4 protein-coding genes are annotated in these 4,132 nt (G+C 60.9%); all 4 read left to right on the top strand.

Annotated features, from left to right (window positions below):
- Positions 1-769 (top strand): substrate-binding domain-containing protein (locus tag AC1DT3_RS13460; protein WP_477465758.1); only part of this gene is annotated, 769 nt, incomplete at its 5' end.
- Complete coding sequence (locus AC1DT3_RS13455; protein ID WP_477465757.1) at positions 766-2,376, top strand: FAD-dependent oxidoreductase; 1,611 nt, start codon at positions 766-768, stop codon at positions 2,374-2,376. The genes AC1DT3_RS13460 and AC1DT3_RS13455, both read left to right, overlap by 4 nt.
- Before the next feature lie 18 nt (positions 2,377-2,394).
- Complete coding sequence (locus tag AC1DT3_RS13450; RefSeq protein WP_477465756.1) at positions 2,395-3,669, top strand: ABC transporter substrate-binding protein; 1,275 nt, start codon at positions 2,395-2,397, stop codon at positions 3,667-3,669.
- A 2-nt stretch (positions 3,670-3,671) separates the two neighbouring features.
- Positions 3,672-4,132: carbohydrate ABC transporter permease (locus tag AC1DT3_RS13445; protein ID WP_477465755.1), on the top strand; the 461-nt coding region annotated here is incomplete at its 3' end.

Raw genomic sequence — 4,132 nt, 5'->3', positions numbered from 1 at the left:
TCTCGGTATCGAGCATGGCGCGCAACAGCACGGGTACGACCTTTTGCTCTTCACGGCCGCGCCGACCGAAAACGGTCAGCGTCGCATCTTCACGGAAAACAGTCGTCTGCGTCTCGCGGATGGATGCCTGATTCTCGGTCGCGAATTCGATCGCCAGGAACTGACGCAACTCGTTGCGGGCGACTATCCTTTCATGGCGGTCGGGCGCCGCGACGATGCCGGCGGACCGGTGCCCTATGTCGGCGCCGATTATGCCGGCGCGACCGCAGATCTCGTGCGGCTGGCCTATTCCATGGGGCATCGATGTTTCGCGTATATCGGGCACCGCGAAGGCGCTGAATCGTCAGTCGATCGCTGGCTTGGCTTTGCTGGTGCATGCGCAACGGCCGGCGCGTCCATCACGTGTCATCAGCCTGCTGACCGAAAGAGCGTGGACCTTCTCAGCGAGATCGTGACTGGCGGAGCCACCGTCGCATTCTTCGAAGATCTCGCCGACGCTGCCGTCTTCGAACGTGCGGCTCGTCGCGCGGGCTTGTCATTCCCTGCCGATCTATCGGTTGTGGCGCTTGGAAATCCGACCCGGCCGGCCAAAGAGCGAGTCGACTTTACACGCTTTCTCATCCCCCGTGAGGAGATGGGACGCCAGGCCGTGGCGGCGCTGACGGCTGCGCTCGATGGACTGCCTCACGAGCAACAAAAGCTTCTTCCCTGTGACCTGGTGAGGGGCGAGACGCTTGGCCCCGCTTTGAACGAAAAGAGAAAATCGTGAAGGAATTGCGTGCGGACATCTTGATCGTCGGTGGCGGACTCGGCGGCGTCGCGGCAGCGCTCGCTGCATTGCGCAGTGGGCGCACCGTGATCATGACGGAGGAATACGACTGGATAGGCGGGCAACTGACGAGCCAGGCTGTTCCGCCGGACGAACATTCCTGGGTCGAACAATTTGGCGTGACGGCGAGCTATCGTCGATTGCGCGATGGGATTCGCTCCTATTATCGCCAACACTTTCCACTGACCGAGCGGTCCCGTGCGTGGCATGATCTCAATCCTGGCGCCGGTTGGGTCAGCCGTCTTTGTCATGAACCCAGAGTATCGCTTGCGGTCATGGAGGCCATGCTCGCGCCTTATCGCGGGGGTGGTACGCTGACCATCCTGCAACCCTATCGTCCCACCGGCGTCGATATGGATGGGGACCGGTTGCGCTCTGTACGGCTTGCGCATCGCGACGAAGGAAGAGAAGTAACCGTCACGGCGACCTATTTCATCGATGCCACCGAAACGGGGGAGCTTCTGCCGCTTTCGGGGACGGAATATGTCACCGGATTCGAGGCGCAGCGCGACACCGGCGAGCCGAGCGCTCCGCAAGAGGCGCAGCCCCTGAACATGCAAGCCGTCTCCATCTGCTTTGCCGTCGATCATGTGGACGGGGATCAAACGGTCGACAAGCCGGCGAATTACGATTTCTGGCGTAAGTACGAACCGGCCTTCTGGGGTGGCCCGCTCCTGGGTTGGAAGTCGCCCCATCCGCGAACGTTGGAAATCGTGGAGCGCAGCTTCACACCCAATCCGGACGACGACCCGCTCCTCGTCGACGCGGATCAACGTAAGAACCCGGGCGACGGCAATCTGTGGACGTTCAGGCGTATCGCGGCACGGCGCAATTTCGTCGACGGCGCGTACCAAAGCGACATCTGCCTCGTGAACTGGCCGATGATCGACTATTTCGAAGGTCCGGTCTTCGACATACCGGAGCAGGAGGCTCGTCGTCATCTCAAGGGCGCCGAGGAACTATCCCGCTGTGTGTTCTATTGGCTCCAGACAGAGGCGCCCCGCGTCGACGGCGGAGTGGGCTTCCGGGGCCTGCGGCTTCGCGGTGACGTGACAGGCACGGAGCACGGTCTCGCCCAAGCGCCGTACATCCGTGAGAGCCGTCGCATCAAGGCCGCCTATACGATCGCCGAGCAGGATCTCTCCCTTGCGGTTCGTGGCGACAGGGGCGCCGTCAACTACGAGGATTCCGTCGGTATCGGCATGTATCGTATCGATCTGCATCCCTCCACGGGTGGCGACAACTACATCGATGTCGGCTCTTGCCCGTTTGAAATCCCGCTCGGTGCCCTGTTGCCGCAGCGCGTTGCGAATCTTCTTCCCGCGGGAAAGAATATCGGCACCACCCACATCACCAACGGATGTTACCGGCTCCACCCAGTGGAGTGGAACATCGGTGAAGTCGCAGGCCTGCTTTCGGCCTACTGCCTCGACAGAAGGCTGACGCCGCATGCAGTCCGCGAAGACAAGAACCACCTCGTCGATTTCCAGCATCTGCTCGGCCGCGAAGGCATCGAGATCCGCTGGCCGGACGTGAGGGGATACTAAACAACGAAGGAGGAAACCATGACGCTCAAGAATAGGATCCGCCCGCTTGCCGCATCCCTTGCGGTCATCGGCGCAATCGGTCTGGCCGCTTCATCTGCTTATGCCCAAGACGCAGTCGCCTTGCGGTTTGTCGTCTGGACTGCAAACAAGCCGCATCTCGATCTCTTCAACGGGATCGCACAGGACTACAAGAAGACGCATCCCAATGTGACGGTGACGTTCGAGTCGCTTCCGTTCGAGACCTATACGACGGCGCTGACGACACAGATCGCGGGTGGGAATGCGCCCGATCTTGCCTGGATCTTTGAAAATTCGGCGCCGGATTTCGTCAATTCGGGAGCACTCATCCCTCTGAACGAAACGTTCAAAGCCACCCAGGGCTACGACCTCGGTGACATCGTCCCGAGCGCCACAGCGCTGTGGACCAAGGGCGGGGACCTCTATGCGTATCCCTTCTCCAGTTCGCCGTTCGGCATTTTCGTCAACAACGATCTGATCAAGCAGGCTGGCCAGAAGACGCCCGCCGAACTGCGGTCCGCTGGTCAATGGACATGGCCGAACGCAATCGCGATGGCATCCGCCGTCAACCAAAAGACCGGCAAGGCCGGCTTGGTGATCCGCGATTTCGATTTCCGGGGGTGGGACAACCTCTCGACCGTCTGGAATGGGTGGGGCGCCGCTCCATGGAGCGAGGATGGYAAGACCTGCGGCTTTGACAAGCCGGCCGCCATCGACGCGATCACGTTCATTCACAAGGCGATCTTCACCGACAAGGCCATGCCGGGACCGGGAACGTCTGCGGATTTCTTCGCCGGCGACGCCGCAATGACGATCACGCAGATCAGCCGCGCATCCCTGTTGCCCAAGGACGGTTTCGCATGGGATCTCGTACCGCTGCCAAAGGGGCCGATCGGAGATTATGCCGTGATCGGTCAAGCCGGCATCGGAGTCTTCAAGGCGGGTAAGAGCGCACCCGAAGCGGCTCGCTTTCTCGCGTTCATGACGAACCCGGAAAATTCAGCGAAGATGGCGCAATTCTTCCCGCCGCCGCGCAAGAGCCTCCTCAACGCCACGACTCTTGCCAAGACGAATCCACTACTCAAGCCCGAGCAAATCGAGGACGTGGTCATCAAGGGGATCGCGACCGGAAAGGTTAAGCCGAGCCATACGGGTTTTGCTCAGATCCAGCAATTGGTTCGCGCTGGGCTTGATCCGATCTGGACTCCCCAGGCGGATGTCAAAGCCGGGTTGACCGCCATATGCGGCCGCATCGCACCGCTGCTCAGTCGGTGAGAATGGGTGTGACGACCATCGCCGGCGATAGCGCCACGCGAGCAGAAGGGCTTCGCAAGAAGCCCTTCTGGACGATTGCCCGACGGGATGCCGTCGCAGCGTATCTTTTCATCCTGCCCCAGGTCGTCGGGATGTTCGTCTTCGTTCTCGTCCCCCTGGCATTGGTGTTCTGGTACAGCCTCCACGAATGGAATGTGCTGGCCGGAACCTTCAACTTCACGGGAACACAAAACTACGAGCAGCTCTTGACGGATCCGGTCTTGCCGGAGGTTCTGGCGGCGACGGCCGTCTTCTCTGCAGGGCTCGTCACCTTCAACATGGCGCTCGCGCTCATGCTCGCCGTCCTCCTGAACCAGAAGCTGCGCGGCATCGTCGTCTTCCGGACGATTTTCTTCTCGCCAGTCGTCGTGTCCCTCGTCGCATGGACGATCGTCTGGGGTTTTCTCTTGCAGAACAACGGCGG

It is taken from the genome of Microvirga sp. P4_G7 (genome assembly GCF_056401005.1).
Note: the sequence above shows the minus strand (reverse complement) of the source record. Positions and strands in the feature narration are given on the sequence as shown.